Annotated in this window: 18 protein-coding genes; 3 read left to right on the top strand and 15 right to left on the bottom strand. The window is 26.2% G+C overall.

The annotated features are described in order from the left end of the window. Positions 1–171 precede the first annotated feature (171 nt). The 6 genes from MarbSA_RS01955 to MarbSA_RS01980 all read right to left on the bottom strand — a co-directional run bounded on the left by MarbSA_RS01955 (position 172) and on the right by MarbSA_RS01980 (position 5255). Complete coding sequence (locus tag MarbSA_RS01955) at positions 172–1173, bottom strand: alpha/beta fold hydrolase (protein ID WP_054835583.1); 1002 nt, start codon at positions 1171–1173, stop codon at positions 172–174. A gap of 126 nt (positions 1174–1299) precedes the next feature. Further along, complete coding sequence (locus MarbSA_RS01960; RefSeq protein ID WP_221062041.1) at positions 1300–2208, bottom strand: triphosphoribosyl-dephospho-CoA synthase; 909 nt, start codon at positions 2206–2208, stop codon at positions 1300–1302. A gap of 131 nt (positions 2209–2339) precedes the next feature. After that, positions 2340–3374, bottom strand: a complete 1035-nt coding sequence (gene hemB, locus MarbSA_RS01965) for a porphobilinogen synthase (RefSeq protein WP_221061735.1) — start codon at positions 3372–3374, stop codon at positions 2340–2342. A 225-nt stretch (positions 3375–3599) separates the two neighbouring features. After that, a complete protein-coding gene (locus MarbSA_RS01970; RefSeq protein WP_054835952.1) occupies positions 3600–4340 on the bottom strand; it encodes an endonuclease III domain-containing protein in 741 nt (246 codons plus the stop codon). Between the two features lie 277 nt (positions 4341–4617). Beyond that, entirely contained in the window at positions 4618–4968 is a 351-nt protein-coding gene (locus tag MarbSA_RS01975; protein WP_221061736.1) for a type II toxin-antitoxin system VapC family toxin, read from the bottom strand. A gap of 47 nt (positions 4969–5015) precedes the next feature. After that, positions 5016–5255, bottom strand: a complete 240-nt coding sequence (locus MarbSA_RS01980) for an AbrB/MazE/SpoVT family DNA-binding domain-containing protein (protein ID WP_221061737.1) — start codon at positions 5253–5255, stop codon at positions 5016–5018. Between the two features lie 645 nt (positions 5256–5900). Between MarbSA_RS01980 and MarbSA_RS01985 the strand changes: the two genes are divergently transcribed. Beyond that, positions 5901–6704, top strand: coding sequence for an MBL fold metallo-hydrolase (locus tag MarbSA_RS01985; protein ID WP_054835644.1), 804 nt, complete (start codon positions 5901–5903; stop codon positions 6702–6704). Positions 6705–6921: 217 nt separating this feature from the next. Here the strand turns inward: MarbSA_RS01985 and MarbSA_RS01990 are convergent, their stop codons facing one another. Next, positions 6922–8454: an MBL fold metallo-hydrolase gene (locus MarbSA_RS01990; RefSeq protein WP_221061738.1), complete on the bottom strand. Its 1533-nt coding sequence runs from the start codon at positions 8452–8454 to the stop codon at positions 6922–6924. Positions 8455–8776: 322 nt separating this feature from the next. Between MarbSA_RS01990 and aroC the strand changes: the two genes are divergently transcribed. Then, positions 8777–9922 (top strand): chorismate synthase, encoded by a 1146-nt coding sequence (aroC, locus tag MarbSA_RS01995; protein ID WP_221061739.1) that lies wholly within the window; start codon positions 8777–8779, stop codon positions 9920–9922. A 235-nt stretch (positions 9923–10157) separates the two neighbouring features. Then, the gene (locus MarbSA_RS02000; protein WP_054834837.1) at positions 10158–10715 is read left to right on the top strand and encodes a hypothetical protein; all 558 of its coding nucleotides are present in this window, start codon (positions 10158–10160) and stop codon (positions 10713–10715) included. A gap of 185 nt (positions 10716–10900) precedes the next feature. Here MarbSA_RS02000 and mtaA read toward each other — a convergent pair whose 3' ends face one another. The 8 genes from mtaA to MarbSA_RS02040 form a co-directional block, all read right to left on the bottom strand. Beyond that, complete coding sequence (mtaA, locus tag MarbSA_RS02005; RefSeq protein ID WP_054834836.1) at positions 10901–11959, bottom strand: methylcobamide:CoM methyltransferase MtaA; 1059 nt, start codon at positions 11957–11959, stop codon at positions 10901–10903. 347 nt (positions 11960–12306) lie between these two features. Then, positions 12307–13929, bottom strand: coding sequence for a methylamine methyltransferase corrinoid protein reductive activase (locus tag MarbSA_RS02010; protein WP_221061740.1), 1623 nt, complete (start codon positions 13927–13929; stop codon positions 12307–12309). A 333-nt stretch (positions 13930–14262) separates the two neighbouring features. Then, entirely contained in the window at positions 14263–15087 is an 825-nt protein-coding gene (mtaC, locus tag MarbSA_RS02015) for a methanol--corrinoid protein MtaC (RefSeq protein ID WP_042704212.1), read from the bottom strand. 21 nt (positions 15088–15108) lie between these two features. Beyond that, positions 15109–16494 (bottom strand): methanol--corrinoid protein co-methyltransferase MtaB, encoded by a 1386-nt coding sequence (gene mtaB / locus MarbSA_RS02020; RefSeq protein WP_221061741.1) that lies wholly within the window; start codon positions 16492–16494, stop codon positions 15109–15111. A 372-nt stretch (positions 16495–16866) separates the two neighbouring features. Then, on the bottom strand, positions 16867–18525 hold the full coding sequence (locus MarbSA_RS02025; RefSeq protein ID WP_081720160.1) for an MFS transporter: 1659 nt from the start codon (positions 18523–18525) through the stop codon (positions 16867–16869). A gap of 287 nt (positions 18526–18812) precedes the next feature. Further along, entirely contained in the window at positions 18813–19253 is a 441-nt protein-coding gene (locus MarbSA_RS02030) for a MarR family winged helix-turn-helix transcriptional regulator (protein ID WP_054834835.1), read from the bottom strand. Between the two features lie 357 nt (positions 19254–19610). Then, positions 19611–20459 (bottom strand): MBL fold metallo-hydrolase, encoded by an 849-nt coding sequence (locus MarbSA_RS02035; protein ID WP_221061742.1) that lies wholly within the window; start codon positions 20457–20459, stop codon positions 19611–19613. A 523-nt stretch (positions 20460–20982) separates the two neighbouring features. Beyond that, positions 20983–21903, bottom strand: coding sequence for an MJ0548 connectase family domain-containing protein (locus MarbSA_RS02040; RefSeq protein WP_042704220.1), 921 nt, complete (start codon positions 21901–21903; stop codon positions 20983–20985). Positions 21904–22248: the final 345 nt, after the last annotated feature.

Below are 22248 nucleotides of genomic sequence, written 5' to 3' on the forward strand. Positions count from 1 at the left end.
TTGATATAATGAGTATTAATAAAATAACATAAATAATTATGTTTCTATTAGTATAAATATTAATTGTAATAAAAATATTTGATGAAAAAATATTTGATGAAAATATAAAAATAGTATTATAAATGATATCACAAAAAAATATCACAAAAAATTAAGATTTATTTAAAAATATTAAAATTTATTTAAAAAATCTTTCAGCTCATTTTCTATCTTAATTATTTCATTAACTCCAAGATGACCAAAAATAGAATCATATATGACTAATTTTGAGTTTTTAATCATTTTAGACATAGGAATTGCATCAAGAGTCGGAGGAAATAGTTGATCTTGATTAATAGCTACAATCAATGTTTTAGCTATTATCTTAGATAAGTCTTTTTCAATATTATAATTAGAAGTAGCATCACCTCTTAAAATAATATCATTTCCATCATATCCTTTAAAATTATCTTTAAGACTATTTAGCTCTTTATTTATCATATTAATATCATTATTCCTATAATATTCAGCTGAGAACCCAAAAGGATAAAATAATTGATTAGCTATACCAACAGATTTTAGAGGTTCTTTATAATCACCATTATTATAATTAGAATCACTTTTAACTATCTGATTAATTAAAGAGAATAAAATATAATTGTTTCCTGAAATTTTATAGCTATTAACTAAAGATATAATAAAATCCATATAAGATGGATACAAAGTACCCCACATAAGAGCTTCAGAACCTCCCATTGAATTTCCAATTAGCCCTTTAACATGTTTAACATTAAATTCAGAGTTTAAAAATTCTTTTTGAAAGTTAATCATATCATTTATGTTGTATCTTGGAAATTTACTTCCTAATCCAGAAATAGAAGGAGAAAATGAATTTGGAGAACCTAAAGCTGTAATAGATATTATGAAATATTTATTAGTATCTAAAACTTTTCCTTCACCAATAACTTCATGAATATGTTTAATTGAAAGACAATTTTCACCTAAACCATGAAAATATACAATAGCATTAATGATCTCATCATTATCATTAATAATCTTATTTCCAATAGTTAAATACTCAACAGTAAGATTATCTAAAATTTCTCCAGAAGAAAATTCAAAACTTTTTAAAGTTGAATATTTAACATCTAAACTTTTTTCAAATTTAAGTAAATTTTCATTAATTTCAGCCATAAAAAACCTTCTGATAATAAAATACCATTTAATAATATATTTGATAATAAAGTACTTTTTGATAATATAATATCTTAATAATAGCTTTTGATAATATATTTTGATAATAAAATTTCTAATAAAAAGCTAATAATAATCAGATAAAAGACTAACCATAATAGATGAAGCAGTTAAATCAGCAGTAGTTCCTGGATTTAATTTATTTTCAAATAAAAAATCATCAAAATCTTTAATTTTTTTATTAAATGTATTTAAGTCCCCATCGATATCCATTGAATCTAAAACTTCTCTAGCTAAATTAGATACTTCTAATGCTTTTTCATCCCCATACTTTCTTGAGATTAAAGTATCCGGAACTTCAGATAAAATTGTTAAAAACGTAGTTATAGTAGCTAAATTAGTTGAATACTCTTTATTTAATTTTGAAAATATTGGATAACCAATATCAAAAGTAACTGGCATTTTATTTGTTAATTCTTTTGCTAAGCTATCCCAAGATGAAGAAATATTTAAAACATCGAAAATATTTAAATTATTTTCAATAAGCTCTTTTGTAGCATCATCACTTGTAACACTAAACTCATCAGTATCACCCATTCCACCAGCATCAGCTATCCCAATAGCTTCATAAAGAGCAATAGTATCAATAACACTAGAATTAATAATGATATTATGAATATTTTCTCTTAATTCATCAATAGTATTACTAATAGATGCAGAAATAGCAATTGGAGTAAGTAACATTATAATACCTAAATTAGTATTGTTAGCTATCCATTTATCTGTTTCTTTAACAGCATTAAGAATATATTTTCCAATATTCGCCTCTTTAAAAGATATAGAATTATTAATCTCACTTCCAAAAGATGCAGCTTCACGAATAGTATCTCCAATTACAATTCCACTGATAATAAAATCTTCAAAAACCATATCATGAAAATCACGATTTCTATGGACATTACCAGGTTTTGGATAACCACTAACTTCAAGAACAGATGATATTTGAGCTATTTTAGCTATTAACTCAGGATTAATATTATTAATACTATTATCCATATTATTAAACTCCAATATTTTATTGAACCCCTATTTTTAAACTCTTATGTTATTAAACTTTATATATTATAAAGCACTTATATCATTAAAAATCCACATAAAAAAAAAGATTATAATTTATCTAAAACATAAGGAGCAAAATGAGTTAAAATCAAATCAGCCCCAGCTCGCTTTATAGAAAGTAAACTTTCAAAAATAGCACCTTCAGTTAAATAACCTGCTTCAATACCTGCTTTAATCATAGAATACTCACCACTTACATTATAAGCAGCTAATGGAAGATCAAACTCTTCTTTTAAAGATTTTATAATATCTAAATATGCTAAGGCAGGTTTAACCATTAAAACATCAGCACCTTCAATTAAATCAAGTTCACTTTCACGAATAGCTTCTCTAGAATTAGCTGGATCCATTTGATAAGATTTCCTATCTCCACAACTTGGACTAGAACACACTGCTTCTCTAAAAGGAGCATAAAATGAAGAAGCATATTTAGCAGAATATGACATGATAAGAGTATTTTCATGACCATTTTTATCAAGAATATCCCTTATAGCCATTACACGACCATCCATCATATCAGAAGGAGCCACAATGTCTGCTCCAGCTTCAGCATGTGATAAAGCTACTTCAGCTAAATAATCTAAAGTTTCATCATTTAAAATTTCAAAAGAATCAGAAGTATTGTCAGCAATATCATTACTAACTCCATCAAAACCTTCATCAACAAATTCACTTAAAATACCACAATGTCCATGAGAAGTATACTGACATAAACAAACATCACTAATAACAATAAGATTAGTTTCCTCTTTAAATTTTCTAATAGCTTTTTGAACAATTCCATCATCTGAAAATGCAGGAGATCCAATTTCATCTTTTGTTTCTTCTAAAGGCATTCCAAATATTATTATTGATTTTAATCCTTTTTTTTCCAATGATTTTCCAAATTCAACTGCATCATCAATAGAGTATCTAAATTCATCAGGCATTGTAGAGATAGGTTCTTTTTTGCCATTTTCAAGCCCTTCTTTAACAAAAATAGGATAGATCAAATCTTCTTTATTAAGCTTTGTTTCTCTAAAAATATCTCGAATCTCAGGAGATTTTCGAAGCCTTCTCATTCTTGTAATTGGAAAATTCATTTTATTTCACCTTTAAATAAAAATAAACATTAAATTATTGTGTTCGCATTTAATATTAGTATTATAATATTATAATATAATATTAGAATATTAATAAAATTATATTATTTTAATAAATATATTAATGAATAATATTAATAAATAATATTATGTTAATAAATGTTAATAAAATTAAGTAAATTTATTTAATATTAGTAAATTTATTTATATCGTTAACAATAAACATTATATTTTAAATTCATTAAGTATTTTATCATTTACACCATAAGGCTTTTTTGAATAATATCTTTTAGCATGTTCAACAATCAAAGCATGATATTCTTGAAACATATTAACATCCCCTGAAAAATTAGTTTCAAAAAAGTTCTTGATTGACATATAACTATCATTTTCTTTAATATATCCTAAATAAGTAAAAATTCTTTTTGTATAAGCATCAACTTTAAATTCTTTCTGTTTATGAGCAAAAAGGAGTATTGAATCGGCAGTTTCATTTCCAATACCTTTAACATTTAAAAGATCTTTTCTTGAAGGAATTTCATCTTCCTTATCTAAATCCTCTTTTAAATCAATATAAAAATTAGCTATATTTTTAAGATATTCTGTCTTTTGATTAACAAATCCAGCACATCTTATTGCATTTTTAAATGGTTCTTCATTATTATTTGCAAATTCTAAAATAGAAAGAGGATCAAAATCAACTAGTTTGTTTAAATTATTTAATGCCTGTTCTACTGAAGGCCATGTAGTATTTTGAGTAAGAATTGAGCCAATAACTATCTCAAACTTTTGATTAGTATCTTTCGGAAAATCATAATCTTTAGGATGATAACCAGATATAGCTCCTGTTTTAGTAGGATTTACTCCATCATAGCCAATAAATGGCCACCAACCTTGATAAGAATAAGTTTTGAGCAGTTTATCAAATATTAAATTCAAATTATTTTTATATTTACTGTTAATCATTGTACCTATTTCTATTATTAATATTATTAGTAGTATTCATCTTATTAATTATATTATTATAATAATAATATTATTATAATGATAAATATAAGTTATTAAATAGTAAGAATACACTTCAATTTGCTCATTTTTAAAATTTTCACGATTTATTTCAGTAACAAAAATACATACATTAATTTTTTCAAATTTTATGAGATAAAAATTTAAAATACTATCAATTATTTTCTCTTTTCATGTTTTCTTCCATAAAATCATGCATTAACAGAAAGATGAAAAATTAATTTACCCTTAATATTCCATCTACTTTGTCAAAATGGTCATCAAAGCTGTATATTTCACATATTCCTAAATCTTTCATTGCAATTATTGCTGTGCAGTCTGCTAATGATAAAATTCCATCATATTTAATAAATTCTTTCATTGCTCTATTTAGAAAATCTGGAGTTTTATAAATACGGTAATTGTCTTCTATATATTGGAAAATGGTTCTTCCAACTTTTCCACCTTTACATTTCCCAATCATATTTAATGATTCTAAAATCATTGCTTCTGTGATAACCTTTTCTTCCTTTTCAAGATCCTCCACTAATAGTAATGATTGATTATGCCATTGGTCTTTTTCCACCACCAGGGCAATTATTAAACAAGAATCTACAAAAATCATAATATAACTTCCTATTCCCAATCTAAACCTCTACCAGACCTTTTTTTTATTTCAACAGAATTATAAGGTAATTCTTGTTTTATTAATCCAATAATGTCTTTTTCTGTTAATCTTTTTCGAAATTCTAATTCTACTTTTCCTTTTTCATTAATGGTCCATTCAACAATTGAATCTGGATCAACAGAAATTTTTTTTCTAATTTCAGATGGGATTACAGTTTGATATCTATTATATAATTTAGTTGTAATCATATTATCACCAATATATTTTTACAATATAATATTGTTTAATCTTAGATATAGATTTTACCATAAAAAATTATTTGTCTGACAATAAATAATATAAGACAAAATAATTAATATGATTAGATAATTATTATTTAGATTATTTAATTTTTCCCATAACCCCAAATATTCTATTGTACTATAAGTCCTAAGCCAAAGACTAATTATCTCAAATGGATTCCTCTCATTCCTTTATTTAGCAATACCAGTTAGTGAAAAAAAACTCTTCACACACCTTTAGACATCAAAACTACCTCTGTATCCTGAACACTAACCTTTTCTTTCATATCCATAAAACAAACCCTTAGAAAATTTCTAACAAAAATATTATTACTTATTATTAAGATATTATTATATATTATTAACTATATCTTATTAAGTAATAAAAACTTCATTTTAAACTTATAAAAATACAGAAAATATTAATATTGTATTTAATTAAAAATCCATAAATATTTATACATATAACAAAAAATAAGAATTAATAATAAAAATAATAGTTATTTAACAAATAGCTATTACTTAATTTAAACTTTAAAATATTCTATTTTATAGTATTTTTTCTAAAATATTTATTTCTAAAATATGCATTTAATCAAAGGATGAGTCAATTTGAGCTTAAAATTATCTGTTTTGGCAAGTGGGTCTAGTGGAAATATCATTTACATTGAAAGTGATGAAACTTCAATATTAATAGATGCAGGTTTAAGTAAAAAACGAACTGAAATTCTTTTAAATAGAATTGGTAAGGATTTAAGAGATATTAAATCTATTTTTATTTCTCATGAGCATGTAGATCATATTAGAGGTATTGGAGTCATTAATCGTTGTTATGACACGTTAATCTATGGAAATAAGGATACTTTAAACTGTGATAAATTTAAAAAAACAACAGGCATTATAAATCCAGATTCATTGAATTTTATAGAATCTGATGAAAGTATTATTTTAGGTGATTTAAAGATTACTGCATTTTCTACCAGTCATGACTCTATTAACTCTCAATTTTACATGATTGAACATGAAGATAAAAAATTGGTATGTTTAACAGATATTGGTCATGTAGATTCTAAAACTTTATCAATAATTAAATGTGCAGATGTTTATTTAATTGAAAGTAATCACAATGTAGATTTACTTTTAAATGGAAATCGACCAGAATTTAATAAACAAAGAATCCTTAGTAAAGTTGGTCATTTATCTAATGAAGACTGTGGGAGTGTTTTATCTAATTGTATAGATGAAAATACACATAGTATTATATTATGCCATCTTAGTAATGATCACAACAATAAATCAATTGCACTTAAATCTGTTAAGAAGATTTTATCTGAAAATTGTAGTTTTTTTTCAAATTCTCTCAATATTATAGCTTTCACCCAAAAGGATGATCCTACTGATTTTATCAATGTTTAATAATTATTTGAATAATATAGATATTAGTAAAATAGATATTAGTAAATTTGTTAAGCTTAGTTAAATTATTTAAGTTATTAAAATTAGTTAGTAAAATTAGGTAAGTTAGATTAATCTATGTAAGCTAGTTAAGCTACTTAATTTACTTAAGTTACTTAAGTTAGTTAAGTTAGTTAAGTTGGTTAAGTTGGTTAAATTAGCTAATAGCTAAAATAACCTAAAAACTAAGATTAGGATGTATAACCTCTATACCCTCATCTTTTAAGATATCAAAAGATTCTATATTCTCAGTATGAATAGGATATAGTTTTTCAGGATTTATTTCACGAATCATAGCTAATATCTCATTCCCGCTTCCATGACCAGAAACATGCATGTGATGAATAGGAAGAAGATTAAAATGATTTAACCAATTTTCAACTCGCTTAAAATCAATTTCCATCTCTTCATTAAAAGGTTCAGTAGCTGAATGAATATACAAACCATTTTCTGGATTAATATCAATTAATTGATTAAGTTCAAAGAAATCACATCTAAAAATATATTTTTGAGGCTCTTCTTGTAAATCTGTATAATTAATTACATTATCTCCTTCTAAAAACTCTCTTTCCCAAATATCATAATCACTTTTAAGCTCCAAATCACAAGAATCTAAAGTTTTCCAATCACCATCATAACAAACATAATGTTCACCAGAGATTAAGCCTTGCTTTTTACGAGGAAAATAAACAACAATGTTAGAATCACTTAATTTAGGATATTTATCGTTTTCAATACCCTTTTCATCTTCCAATAGCTTCAGCATATAAGCTTGTTTAGAATTAATAGCTAAAATCCTATCAGTATCTTTTGCAACATTATAAAAAGTGATAAGTCTATCTAAATCTCTAATAGGATAATTAACAAATACTAACCCATTATAATCTTTAATTAAATTAACAGCTTTTGTTTCAATATCTTCCTCATTACCTTTACTATTCTCGTTAATTCTTGTTCCTTCACAAATCATTATAGTCGGATTGAATTTATAAGATTTAGAAACAAATTTATCACTAAAACTTTTATTTCTACCATGAAAACGAATATCTCCACTATAAACAATAGCTTCATCATCACTCTCTAAAAAATAAGCAGAAGAACCAGGAAGAGAATGATCAACAGGAATAGAAGTTACCTTAAAACCATTAATATCAAAAGGAGAGTAAGGATCAATACTTACTATATTTCTTTCAACCTTTGCTTCCTTACCAGTCAGTTTTTTATAGCCTTCACCTCTCTTTTTAGGAACATAATGAAAACTCTTTTTAAGACTCATAATTTCTCCAAATGAAGATTTACCAGTTTCTTCTAAAACTGATAGAATAATTTCAGATTCTTTTCTCATAAAAATCGGAATATCCTCACGGAGATGATGGATATAAGCACAATGATCCATGTGTGCATGAGATAATAAAACACCATCCACAGAGGGTTCTTTAGAACATTCTAAGCCACAATGTTTTAAATAGTCTTCTCTATAAATTCCCTTAATTTTAGGAAGCAGGCCCAATTCAACAAAATCCATAATTCCATTAAGTTTTCTTGGTTGTAAAAATTCTGAAAAATAATCTCCAGCTTTTGAAAAACTCATACCAAAGTCTAAAAATAGCGAAGAAATATTTTTATCATCTGAATTGGAAGAATCTTTATTATCAACAAGGATTTTATTCCCTCCAATTTCATTTACTCCACCATAAAAATTTAATGACATATAAACACCACATATTAATTATTAAAAATATATATTAAGTTTTATATAATAAAATATAGTTATAAAAACATTATTAAGCTAAATATTAATTAAATATTAGTTAGTTATAGTATAAATAATATAATAATATAGCCATGACAAATAAAAAGACAATTACAACAATTAAATTAATTAGCTATAAAAATAAATCTATAATAAATTATATATAATTCGATTAACATTATCTAAGATTAATATTATCTAAATTTAATATTAGAATTAACTATTGTAGTTATATTATTAAATATATTATAATATATAAATATCAAAATAGAGGAATTTTATGACAAACACTACTGGAAAGATATTTTCTATAACAAGCTTTGGATCTAGTCATGGAAAAGCAATTGGAGCAGTTATTGATGGATGTCCAGCTAATCTAGAACTAAATGAAAAAGACATACAAAAAGAACTTGATAGAAGAAGACCTGGAACAAGTTCTATTACAAGTCCAAGAAAAGAAAAAGATAGAGTTCAAATATTATCAGGAATATTTGAAGGAAAAACTGATGGAACACCAATAACAGGGGTTGTATTTAATGAAGATAAACGTTCAAGAGATTATAATTATATTAAAAATACTCCTAGGCCAGGTCATGGGGATTACACTTGGATTGAAAAATATGGAAACTATGATTATAATGGTGGAGGCCGTGGAAGTGGCAGAGTCACAATTGGACATGTAATAGGAGGGGCTATAGCTAAAAAACTATTAAGACAATTTGGAATTAAAGTCATATCTCATGTTATTCAAGTTGGAGATATAAAAGCTAAAACAGTTAATATGAATTTAATTGAAGAAAAGGCAAATGAAAACCCTGTTCATTGTGCCGATCCAAATGCAGCTAAAGAGATGGAAGAATTAATATTAGAATATAAAAATAAAGGAGATTCAATTGGAGGAATTGTTGAAACAATAGCTATTGATGTTCCAGCAGGTCTTGGAGAGCCTATCTTTGGAAAATTAGATGGAGAATTAGCTAAAGCACTTATGGAAATTGGGTCTGTTAAAGGAGTTGAAATTGGTTTTGGATTCGATGTAGCTAATTCTACAGCTTCACAAATAAATGATGAATATTATATAAAAGAAAATAATAATAGTGATAATAATATTAATAATGTCAATATTGGAACTACTACCAACACTTCTGGAGGAATATTAGGCGGAATAAGTAATGGAATGCCAATTATTACAAGGGTAGCTGTTAAACCAACTCCCTCAATATCCATGTTACAAAATACAGTTGATTTAAAAAGTTGTGAAGAAACAAAAATTGAGATCAAAGGAAGACATGATCCTTGTATATGTCCAAGAGTAACAGTTGTTAGTGAATCAGCTGTAGCTATTGTTTTAGCTGATCAAATGATAAGGTCTGGTTTTATAAATCCTTCTAATTTAAGTCAAAATATAGATAAACAGAAAAAATGATAGTAAAAATAAAAAAGATAAAAGATATAAAAAATAATACTAAAAATAAAAATAAAAAATAATAAGAAAACGATATATATTAAAAGAAATCATTATATTAGAATAAATTAAATAAGATTAAAATAAATTAGATAAGCTTAAGATAAATTAAATAAGCTTAATATGAATTAAGCTTAAGATAAGTTAAATAAACTTAAAATAAGTTAAATAGATTTAAAAAATCAAAGGAATAAGAATGGTAATTGAAAAAATAAAAAAAAATATGGAACTGATGGATGGAGTTTTAAAAATAGAAAGATTATCGAACGAAGATATAAAAGAAATAATAGATATTGAATCTAATCATGATAATGAACTAATACCTGTTATTAATGAAGGAGTAAAAGAGTGTTTTAGAAGAGATTTTTCTCTAGTTCTTTTTAAAAATAGCCATTTTAGAAACCCAACAAATCCAACATTAATTCTTACAACCGAAGATGGTAGAATATTAGGTCATGATATATTTTCAAAGAAAGAAAAGGAAGAACTTAAAAATAATAAAGATGCTTATTTTTTAAGTGATGATTTTGTAATATATAAAGAAAATCTTGAAAGTAAAGATTTTAATCCAAAAAAACAATATTTCATTTTACCTCCAGTAGAATTTTCTGAATTAGACAACATTGAAATGATTGATAATGTTATATCCTCAAGTCCATCTGCACAAAGTGATTTTTATCTTAAAAAGAAGTATAATTTACCTGAAGATCCTAAAATTGCATCAATAATTGTTAGCTTTTCTTTAAAAAAATAATTTTCTTAAAAATAATTTTAATAAAATTAACTACAAAACCTAACAAAAATCAAAAAAGTAGAGAATTAATAAAATAACTAAAGAATTATAATAATAAGTAAGAATTATATTAAGTAAAGAATTGATAAGAATTGAAAAAAATAAAAATATAGTTGAATTTGAATTAAAACAAAAATATTAATAGGTTATAAACCATAATATTCATTTCTTGCTTCAACCATTGCCTTAATATTAGCTATTGGAGATAAAGGAGCTAATCCACAGCTAGGTGCTAAAATAGCTATTCCATCATCTAAAGCTTTTTTAGTTTCTGTTTTAACATCCTCAATTGAACCTGTAAACAATGTTTGACTTGTAGAAACGTTTCCAATAATCTTTGAAGGAGTATTAATAGTATTAGGTAAACATTTTCCACCAGATTTTAAAGAAGATATACCACATTCAATATCTTCTTTTGCTTTAACAATATCAACTTTCTCTTCAACACTAATTCCATCATAACCAATAGAAGCCATATCATGAATTATTTCTTGAGTAGATCCACAAATATGTAAAACCTTTTTCTCATCTATAAAACCTGCAAGATCTTCTAATCTTGGTTTAACAATAGATTTAAATTGTAAAGGGTCAATAAGCTCTGGAGAAGCAGTTGGTTCAGCTACACATACAACATCCACTTCTACATCAGAAAGAGCCTCTGCATAGTCCATACAAGCATCAAGGGAATTTTCAATTGCATCTTCAACCTCGTCAATATCAGTTTTTAAATATCTAACAAGATTTTCAACGCCTAATAAATGTCCTGTTAATGTAAAAGGTCCAGTAATTCCAACAACAATTGGAAGATCATCATATTTTTCTTTTAAAATTTCAACTGCTTTTAATACAGTTGGAATTCTTCCACTTTCTAAAAAATTATCTGGAATATCTATATCATCAGCATTAGAAAATGGTGTATTTAAAACTTGAGGAGGTTTATCTTTTCCACCTAAATCTACTTGTGCACCCATAGCCTCAGCTTCAACAGTAAGACAAAAAGGTATTCTTGCACATTCAAGTCCAGCAAGTTCATAAAGAGAACTTCCTAGTTTAGCCATTTTTTCAGAGTCTTTATGGGCTTCAGGCCACATAGCTCCTGTTTTTTCCATAGCTTCTACAATTCCCAATTGTGTAACACTAATAACTGGTGCAACATCAACATTTTCTCCTGAAAGTACTGATAAAAGATTTTCTTTTAAATTCATGAAGTTCACCTTGAATCCTTTATAATGTTCTAATTTTTAATATAATTATTATAATGAATTATGGTCATTATAATGAATTGTTTTTAAATAAATTATTTTTAAATAAATTATAATTATTATAATATTTTATTGTTAATTATATTAATAATTTATACAATCATAATGCTAATTATGCTGATAATACAATCAAATATTACGATATTACAATTAAATATTACAAGTTATTATTACAAGTTATTATTAAAATCAATATTATAATCTATACTACAAATAATTATACTACAAGTAAAAACACTTTATACTATCAATAAAATAATGCAAAAAGATTTTTAATAAATATTTAAAAATCAAGAAATATTTAAAAATTTACCATAATCAAAAACTTTTTCAGGACATCCTAAAACACATTTTTGACATCCTAAACCTGCACATTTATCTGTTCTCAATAAAATTTTACCATCACCAGTTAAAGATATTGCATCTTCAGGACAATTCTTAATACAAGTTAAGCAACTTGTACATCCATCAAACTGAGCTTCTAAAGTTAAACCAATTTTAATAACATTCAGACCATTAACCCCTAATTCTGGAATATCTCTTTCAAAAATCTTATGAACAATAGGATTAGGCTCTTTTGAAGGAATACTTTGAAATCCATATTTTTCAAGCCATTGATTATACATCCAAAAAGGCATACCTTCTTCATAAAATGAAAGTTCTAAAGAATAAATTTTCTCAAAAGTTTTAGATGTTGCAAGCATTATATGATTACTACGCATTTTATCTGCAATTTCTTGTAAATCATCGAGAAGAGAAGGATTTAAAGCAATATCTTTAGCTAAATCAAGAGAAGTGTTTCCAACTTGAAAAATTTCTCTGGAAGATGGAGGTATCTGACCTATATTTAAGGATTTTAATGGGTCTACATAAAATCCAGAAGCTCCAGCCATATAAACAGCATCAATATCCTCTAAAAGTATATCTGCTTTCTCAGCTAAAGTCAAATGAGCTGCTCTAAATGCACCTAATGCTTTACCAATATTAATAATATCATCTTCATTTAAATAAATATCGTCTTGTAAATGAATCTTATGATCTTTAGTTTTTATTTTAGAATCTACAATTAAATCATTAGAAATACCTAAACTAAAAGCAGCTATAACACCAGTTCCTGTAATACCTGTAGCTTTAATATCATTAGTAGATTTTGATGAAATTTTTCCATCAGAAGGATCAATAACATCACCATCACTAATCAAAAGATCATTGTCTAAAATAATACTTTTCCAATTATAATCAATATCTTCCAAATCACAAATAGCTCCTGGAGATGCAAGTCGACCTTTATTTATCATTTGTCCCTCAATAGCAGGTCCTGCAGCAGCAGAACAAGCAAAAACTTCACCATCAATCACCAAAGCTATTTCAGCATTAGTTCCAAAATCAGAAACTAAATAAATTCCTTCTTTATCTAAAACTTCTGTTTTATAAAGCATTGCAAGAGCATCAGCACCAATTTCATGCCTTATGGCAGGAGGTATGAATATAGATGCATCATCAGATACAATTAGCCCAATTTCTTTTGGAGAGGTTATAGTGGCATTTCTTGAAGGAATCTTAACATCCAGCCTTTCAAGAGCATTTTCTCCCCAATAAGCTAAATCCCTAATTTCAATATTATGAAATAAAGAGAGTTGTATTGGATTACCACAAACAGCTACTCTTTCAATATTCTGAGTATCAATATTTAAACCAGCTATTACCTTATTTATAGCTTCAATAAGAAGATTATTGGCAGTTTCTATTCCTACCTTTAAAGCAAAATGAAGGTGATCAACAACATTGGCACCAGGTAAAGGATGTCTAAGAGTAATTGCAGTGGAAATTACTTTTAAAGAGGCTATGTCTAATACTTGAGCTCTAATACCACTTGTACCAATGTCTATAGCAATTGCATATCTATCATTCATTTTAAAACACTGTCCTACTTTAAAACCAAGCTTAGAAAATAGCTAGGTATATTTATAAAAAATTAAAAGTCAAATTTAGTAGTTAAATTGATATCTAAAGTACTAATTAAAGTAATATTTAAATTAATAACTAAAATACTAATTAAATTAATAATTAAATAAGTAAATTAATATTTAAACTAATATCTAAAGTATTAGCTAAAGTAATATTAAACTAATATCTAACTTAATAAATAATCAATAGTTAGATCAGTAACTAATAAATACCAATTTAACAGCTAAAATAATATAAATTAATAATTAAAAAATTTAAAAATAATAATAGTACTCTATTTAAGAGTACTCAGGAACAAATTCATCAACAATATCCACATATTCTTTTCTAAGATCTTTCCAATCTTTTTTATCCTTTAAAATAGCATCAGCTAGTTTAGGAGTGTGATATGCTTCAACACCATAAACACTCATAGGGAAAGACTCAACAAAATCCTTTCTAACTGCTCCACCACCACATCCAATAGCTGGAACTTCTAATCCAGCTTTTTGAAGAGCTTCAACAACTTTAGGAAATGCTGTCATAGTAGTAGTCATAAGAGCAGTTCCAGTGATGAAGATTGGATTATATTCTTTTACAGCTTCTACAATATCAGCCGAAGGAACATCTCTACCTAAATCAATAGCTTCATAGCCTCCAGCTCTTAAAAACATCAATATAAGATTTTTACCAATGTCATGAGGATCCCCTTCAGCTACAAAAGAAACAACAGTAGCTTTAGTTTCACTTTTATGTCCTAAAACAGCCTCACATTCTTTTACACTTTCCATCATTGCATCACCAGCTAACATAAGGTCTGGCAAGAAATAGATTCCTTTTGTATAAAGAACGCTAACAGCATCCATACCTTTCATCAAGCCCTCATTAATGATATCAATAGGAGATACTCCTTCATCCAATGATCTTTTAACGATATTAATTGCATCATCCCTATTTTCATGAAGAATAGTTAAAGCAATTGATTTGAAAGGTTCATCATTTGGAAGAATATCTACAACATCCTCATCTTCTTCAGGCTTTATTGCAGGTCCTTCTAACTCCACATTGTATCTTAGAAAAACATTCCTTTGATTAATTCTATTTTCTAAATCTTCATAGCTCATATTATAACCTCCTTAGCTCCATTATAACTCATAATTTTTAGGATCAAAATCAGCTACCTTTCTTGAATACCTTCTAATACAATCTTTGATAAATTTATCTGATTCAGTAGGTAATTTTTCAAGTGTTTTAAGAGCACTATCTAAAGAATCTCTCTCAAATCTAGTTAAATACATTTTTTTAGCATCGACTGCTTCATTGATAATTGCACCAGCTTCAAGAGCAGCAGCTCTAGATCTAAGATAAGGATCATTCCCATACTCAACTATAGCTTGACCAATACGATAAGCATTATCATAAGCAAGAACTAATGCCTGAGGATCCCTATATTTATCTGTAAGAGTATAAAGATCTCTTAAAATTTTTCCATTATCAGTTTCAATAGCAGTATTCATTAATGCTGCTTCATAACCTGTTGCTTGTAACCAAACTTCAGGAGTTGTACCACCCATTTCTTCCCGATGATAAACTGATTCATTACTCCATACATCAGTAACAGCAGCCATTAAATTACCCATTAAATCAGAATGAGCACAAACTGCATTTTTACCTTCAGCAGAAATTGGAACACCAGTAATAGCTTTAACAATAGGGTTTTCATAACCACAATCTTTCAATGGCCCCATTGCCCCACATTCAACAGCTACTAAACTTCTTGCAGCCCCCATAGCTCTTGCAAGAGCTGCTAGTGTATGAGAACAATCTTTATCTAACAATCCTCCTGCAAGAAACATTGCAGTATTAGCTTGAGAACAATCTGTATCTCCACCAGGAATACAATCATATTTTTTACATATTGGAACAATTTTATTCCACATATATTCCATATCCATACTACCAAGAACACCAATTCCAAATAGAATAGCCTTAGGATCACCTCTTGCAATACCATAATCAGATACTGATTTACCACCAGTTGTTTCTATAGAAACAATTGAAGCACCATTAGAAGCACAAGCTTCAATAGATTCAATAACCTTATTAAAAAGTTCAGAATCCCAAAAACCAGAGTCTTTCTCTTCATCCCTAATATCTGCAGGTGTTGCTCTTAGAGCTGTCTTAATACCATATTCATCATAGTATTTTTCAAGCATTTCTATTTGAACTTTTGTACACTCGGCAGTCCAATCAGGATTATTAGTTTGCTGAGATATGTGTTCTTGTTCTAAAATAAATGCAGGTAAACCAATATTAACTGCTCTTTCAGAAGCACTATGAGCAATGTTCCTAGATTCAGAAACCATTTTTTCTTTAGATTCTTCAGTACCCTCACCAGGAGCCACATTTATCTCAGGAATCACATAGCCATTACCTATTTCCATATTTTCTCGAATTTTTACTGGAAATTTCGCATGTCCAAACAACATTTCATCAGGATCTTTATATTCCATCTGAGTAAATCTTTTCATATAAATTCCTCCTAATCTTATGAACAGATACCTATATATTTGTTTTTACTATTATTTAAAATTTAATTTTTTAAGTATTTCAAGATTTAAATTATATTAAAGCTATGATATAGCTTAAATTATAACTCAAAAAATAAAAAAATAAAAAATAGAAAATAAGAGAATTCAAAAAAATAAAAAAAGAAGATAAAAGAATAAAAGATAAAAGAATAAAGAAATAAAAAGATTAAAAGATAAAAGAATAAATTAATGAAAAGATTAAAGGATTAAATGAATAAATAAATGAAATAATATAATAATAAAAAATAAAAGAATAAAAATAAAAGAATAAAAATAAAAAAATAAGAAATAAAAAGAATAAAAAAGAAATATTTAACTATCCCCAAGACTCATTTTGATTAAGTTATTATTAATATCACTTCGACTTACAATGCCTACAACTTTATTTTTATTATCTATTACAGGAATAACTTTAAAATGATGTTTTGATAATATAAACATAGCTTTTTCAAAAGTATCCTCCTTTGATAAAGTATACAGTTTCTTAGGTTTTAATACATCCATAACAGTATCATTGACTCTCTTGTTTAAAACATCTTTCTGTGTTTCCTCTTCCACATAAATACTGTAAAAAAGATCATGAGCCTCTTCTTTTGGAACCAAATATCTTATAATATCTCCACTTGTTATAATATCAATAATTTTATCATTATTATCAACAACCGGAAGTCCACTAACATTATTTGCACCTAATAATTTCAATATATCAATAATTTTAGTTTCAGGACCTATTTTAATAACATTTTGAATCATAAAATCTTTCACTATTAATGAATTTCCACCTCTATCTTCAACACCATCAACATCAGGTAAATATTTTCTATTTAAGAATAAAAATATAATAGCTACTAACACAAATATCCCCCCTAGGACGAATGGTAAATTAGGAGCGATATTCTCACCTAAAGCAGTGGCAAGAAGTGGAGCTATGGCTGAACCTATAAATCTTATAAAATTATATGCTGCAGATGTTGTTGATCGATCTTTACTTCCAATATCCATCATAGCAGTTGTAAGTAATGTATTATTATTTCCAATTAAAATACCTGAAAATATTATAGAAACTATAAGAACGATTTGATTTGAAGTAAAAATTCCCATTATCAAAAGAACAGCCACTAATAATGATAAAACATAATAAATAGAATTATAAGTCCCATATCGATCTCTAAGTTTAGGTGCCATGAATATTGATGAAGTAGCCACTAATATACCCCATCCTAAAAAGACAAAACCAATACCTTGTGCACTTAATCCAAGAACGAATGGGGAATAAGCAAACAAAGTAAAAAATCCGAAATTATACAAAAATCCAAAAATACCAAGAACACTAATATTTCTTTTCCTCATTAAACGAAAAGGATCGAGAAGAGATTTATTTTTATTAGGAAACTTCTCTTTTAAATTTTTATCATTTTCATTTTCTTTGAAATTATCATTTAATTTGAATTTTTCTTTTTCATAACTATTTTCTATTTTATCCGATTTTGGAAGTAGTACTAATAATAAAATAAAACCAGCTAACATTAATAAACCTACACCAAAAAATGGATATCTCCAAGATATACCTCCTAAAAGTCCACCAAGGAGAGGTCCAGTTGAAAAACCTAGCCCAATAGCTGTTTCATATAATATAATAGAGCTATGAGTATCATTACCTGAAAACTTTATTATTGCTGTTAATGCTACAGCTACAAAAAGAGCATTACCAAGTCCCCATCCCATTCTTAAAAATATTATAGTCCATACATTATTAGAAAGTCCTGATAAAACTGAAAATATAGCTATTAACAGAACACCTATAATCAATGTTCTTTTAATACCTAATTTAGAAGAAACAACATCAGTTACTAACATGGCAACTGCCATTATAGCACTATAAGTTGTAAAAAGCATAGCAACTTCAGTTTGTGAAGCCCCTAATTGTTGTGAAATTACTGGTAAAATTGGATCTACAAGTCCTAAACCCATGAAAGAAGTTATAGCTGCAAAAAATACAGCCCAAACAACTTTTGGTTGTTTAAAATTATCTTTAAAACTAATATTAGAATTGGATGAAATTTTTTTAACCTCCTATTGAAATTTTAATTTGTAAATGCTAAAAATAAAATTTAAATATCAAAATCAAAATATTGAAAAGCTAAGCTATTGTTAATATACTATTTAAAAGCTAAGCTACTATCTAAAAGCTAAAATAAAATTTAGAAGCTAAGCTACTATTTAAAAGTTAAGATAAAATATAAAATAAAAATTAAATACTAAAAAAATTCCAATATAAATCTATTAAGCAAATTTCTTAATTGATCAAGTTCTTCCTGAGAAAAAATACTATCAAATTTTTTAGTATTGTCTAGATATATTTTTTCAGTTTCTTTGTATAATTTACGACCATTGTCAGTTAAATAAATTAAAAATTCTCTCTTATCTTTTGAAGATTTTTCTCGTTTAACCAAATCTTTCTTTTCAAGAACATTTAATGTTCTAGTAATAGCAGCTCCATTTCTAAGAGACTCATCAGCTAATTTTTTTTGATTTAGTCCCTCAAACCTATAAATTCTACTTAAAGTTATATATTGTTCCCATAATAAATCATGTTCACTAAGCTTAATCTGCACTTCTCTTCGAATAATATGATTTACTTTAAGAATTAACCACACTACAGATGATTCATAATTAATAGATTGATTTTTATCGGTCATTTAAACCACTATTTATTATTTATAAAATTTTTATTTTATATATCTAAAAATAAAACTTTTATTATTTAATAGACGATAGAAAAGATATAATAAATAATATCATTATAGATAGTTGATATATAAATAATTGATATATCAAGTATATTGTTTTTATTATATAAAACTTTCTGAAAAATATTTTAATTTAGGCTTTATAAATCAATAATACAGATAATAATTCATTAATATATTGAATTATTCATGCAAAAAATTATCATTACAAAAAAAGGAAACTCACATTGATGATAATTTCAAAAGAAAATGAAAATGATGAAAATTATAAAACTATGAAAATGATAAAAATGAATAATGTTCAAATTAAAAGAAGTCTAAAGACATATCAGCATTATCTATCTTACAATTATCATTAGCTTGTTCTATTTTAAAGTTTTTTAAATTATTTTTTTCAAAATTTAAGACTAAACCATCAAATGCAGCTAAAGTTTTAACACCAGTTTCACTTGTTAAAAATTCAGCTTCTTTTTCAGGGTTTTCATTTAACATTTTAAAGCCAAAATGAGTCATTATAGCTAATTTTGGATTAACCTCATTTATTAAATCTTTAAAATTTCTTGTACACATATGTCCTTTAATAGATTGATTACCTGGCCTGATAACACTAGCTATTAAAATATCTGCATCTTTATGATATTGATGAAGTTTTTCAAAATATTTAGTATCTGATGTATAAGATATATTGAAATTCTCTGACTTAATCTGAAATCCCACACATGTTGGGTCTCCATGAATTGTTTTAGTTCCTTTTACCTTTAAATTCCAAAAGTTTTTCGATTTATTGGGACCCAAAACTAATTTTTCTGACTTTCCAGTATGATATTTGGATATTGAAGGACCCCACTGTTTATATCCTTCAAAAACACTACGACTTCCCATTATAATTCCCTTTTGTTTGGTCATACCCCTAGTCATTGCTTCAATAAGGACTTCAGCATCAGTATAATGGTCAGTATGTGCATGTGATATAAAAATTCCATCTAAAGTAGCCGGGGATAGTCCAAATTGGAATGACCTAACTAATGCTCCAGGACCAGGATCAACATGGATATTTTTACCATTAATATCATCGATTCTGAAACCTCCAGTCATTCTTTTCTGAGTAATAGTTGCAAAACGACCTCCACCAGTTCCTAAAAATGTTATTTTCATATTCCACCTAATATTTATATTAAAGGACTTTCTTATATAATTAATTACATAAACCAAATCCATGAAAATCTATTAAATTATATTTATACTCGTATTTTAGATTATATCTTTATTAAACTATATCTCTATTAATTATATCCTTATTAGATTATTTATTAGATATATAGCTATAGATTATATCTTTATTATATTACATCACTATAGATTATATCTTATTAATTGAATAGATTATATTTAATTAAAAAACAAAATCATAATCCATTATAATATTTATCTTTCATAAGTATAAATATTACTATGATTATTTTAGAATAATATCAAGACAATAATAAAAAATAAATAAAGAATAAAAATTATATAATGCGAAAATACTTAATCAGAAACTGTTAAGATTTATTCAAGACATATAAAATCAATACAAAATAAAAATAAAAACAACATAAAAGAAACAAAAAATATAGAATAATATGAAAAACTAAAATACAAAAAATAAAAGAATGCAGTATAAAAAAATAAAAGAATATCAGATATCACAGAGAATTATATCACACTTTAAACTAGATTTATTTCTTTTAATACAAAGAATTTCATTCTCAATAACGACTTCATCACCTATTTCAACATCTCCCTGATTAGAAATCATTACAACAACTTCACCAGGTTTTGCAAGCTGTTTCCAATTAGTATCATAAGCTTTAACATCTTTATTCAAAGTTACTTGTAAAATAGGACCATCAGTATTTGAAACAAGCCCAATATCTCCCTCATTTATAATTTTAGCAGCTAATTGAACTGTTTCATTTTGCTCAAGAAGATCATTTTTTAATTTTTCTCTCCATTTGCCTAATAACTGAACATCCCTTTTAATTGTTTCATCTAGATATTTTTGAGAACTTTTTTTATCAAGTTCAGGGTGAACAATCATAACATCACATTTTTTACCTAAAGAAGGAGTTTTAGAAGCTACCTCCTCTAAAACACTCTCAAAAATTTCACCCATATACTTCAGACTAAAACTTGATTTCCACTTTTTACTGATTAAATCATTAGCCATAGCCTTAGATATTTTATTTCCAAACAATATTATTGCGTTTTCCCCTTTTTCAGAGTGAGTTATATCTGAACCTAACATTTCAATGATTTGATACCCATAAGTAGTTCCATAAATACGTTTACGCCTAGTTTCAAAAGTTGTTCTAGAGCTTACCTCACCTACAATAACATTTTCTATATAACGTATCTTATTTGCATCATCAGAAATTTTTAAAGTAATATCTAACTCATCAGATCTTTTTTTTAAATCTTCATCGTTTTTAATAGCTCCAGAATAAATTTCTTCCTCTAGTTTTTCACGATTTTCCTTATCTCCAAAATATGCAATTCTTCTTTTATCACTCGCCATCACACATCCTTTTTTCCCAACATAAGCAATAATTAGACTCATTAAATACACCTTTAAACATTAATACATTTAAACATTGATAATTGATTGTAAAAATCTTTAATTAGAAAATATTTAGTAATAAAAACTAGCATTTCATTGTTTTTATATTAATATCTTTAATTTATATAATATCTTTAATATATTGCTTATAACTTTTTTCTTTTTATTATCATTATTACTTTTTATAGGAATAATAATTATAAGACTAATAATTATATGGGTAATAATTATATGAGTAATAATTATCTAATTATTATAATGATATTTCATAAAGCTATATAATGATAATTATAATGATAATTATTATATTAATTTATTTAATTATTATATTATTAAACTTTAAAA

Origin of the sequence: Methanobrevibacter arboriphilus, from assembly GCF_019669925.1 — an archaeon.
GTDB lineage: Archaea > Methanobacteriota > Methanobacteria > Methanobacteriales > Methanobacteriaceae > Methanobinarius > Methanobinarius arboriphilus_A.